This is a genomic window from Streptomyces xantholiticus, from assembly GCF_014651015.1.
GTDB classification, from domain to species: Bacteria; Actinomycetota; Actinomycetes; order Streptomycetales; family Streptomycetaceae; genus Streptomyces; species Streptomyces xantholiticus.
Genome location: NZ_BMWB01000067.1, coordinates 1 through 1,497 on the forward strand (window position 1 = coordinate 1; position 1,497 = coordinate 1,497).

Annotated in this window: 1 protein-coding gene; it reads left to right on the top strand. The window is 69.6% G+C overall.

Features of this window, described 5'->3' with window-relative positions; translation table 11 throughout:
• Positions 1-1,497 (top strand): ISL3 family transposase (locus tag IE198_RS34745; RefSeq protein ID WP_444545435.1); only part of this gene is annotated, 1,497 nt, incomplete at both ends.

Here is a 1,497-nt window from a genome sequence, read left to right on the forward strand (position 1 = left end):
AACTCCCTTGTGGCAACGGTGTTTTCAGGGCTCTCGGCGCTGGTCATCGAGGATGTGGCGGACGACGCCGAGATGATCCGGGTCTTGGCCCGGACCCGGGATGTTCCCTTTCCCTGCCCGATGTGCGGGGTCCCGACGGGGAAGGTGCACGGATACCACGTCCGGACCGTTGCGGATGTGCCGGTCGATGGCCGCCGGGTCGTGGTCAACGTCCGGGTACGACGTCTGGTCTGCCCGGTCCTGGGCTGTCGGCGGCAGACCTTCCGCGAGCAAGTCCCTGGGCTGATCGAGCGACTTCAGCGCCGCACCACGCGTCTGACCAGCCAGGTCTCGGGCGTGGTTAAGGAGTTATGCGGCCGGGCGGCTGCCCGGCTCACCCGGATACTGGCCGTGCCCGTATCGTTCGCCACCGCCCTGCGGGTGCTGCGGGGAATCCCCCCGCCGACGCTGCGGATCCCGAGGGTGATCGGGGTCGATGACTTCGCCCTGCGCCGCCGTCACCGCTACGCCACGATCATCATCGATGCCGAGACCGGGGAACGCGTCGATGTCCTGCCCGACCGCGAAGCCGCCACATTGGAGGCGTGGCTGCGCGGGCGGAAAGGGATCGAAGTCGTGTGCCGGGACGGCTCGGCCACCTACGCCGAGGCGATCCGCCGGGCCCTGCCCGACGCGGTGCAGGTCAGCGACCGCTGGCATCTGTGGCAGAACCTGTGCAACAAAGTTCTGGCCGAGGTCCGCGCCCACGCCCCCTGCTGGGCCACCGTCAACCCGCCCCGGCCCGGCGGCGTCCGCGAGCAGACCACCCGCGAGCGCTGGCACAAAGTCCACGCCCTCCTCGACTCCGGCGTCGGCCTGCTCGACTGCTCCCGCAGACTGAACCTCGCCCTGAACACCGTCAAGCGCTACGCCCGCATCCCTGAACCGCCCGCGGATCGCATCGCCCCCCGCTACCGGCCCACCCTTGTCGACCCCTACCGCGACCACCTGCGCCGACGCCGGTCCGACAACCCGGCCGTTCCCGTCACGCACCTCCTGCACGAGATCAGGGAACTGGGCTATACCGGCAGTGCCAACCTGCTGGTCCGCTACCTCAATCAGGGCCGCGCCGAAGGCGACCGCCCCGTGACAACCCCGCGCCGCGTCGCCCGGCTCCTGCTCACCCACCCCGAGCACCTGTGGACCAAGGACACCGACCTGCTCGGCCTCGTCACCGCGGCGTGCCCGGAGATGACCGAACTCGCCCGACTCACCGGCGAGTTCGTCGCGTTCCTGACCCCGGCCCAGGCTAACGACGACAAGCTCACCCAGTGGATCGCCACAGTCCGCACCGCTGGCCTGCCCCACCTGCACAGCTTCTGCAACGGCCTCGAACTCGACCGCGCCGCCGTGAACGCCGGCCTTACCCTGCCCCACCACAACGGCCGGACCGAGGGCGTCAATACCCGAACCAAGAAGATCATGCGGCAGATGCACGGCCGAGCAGGATTCGACCTC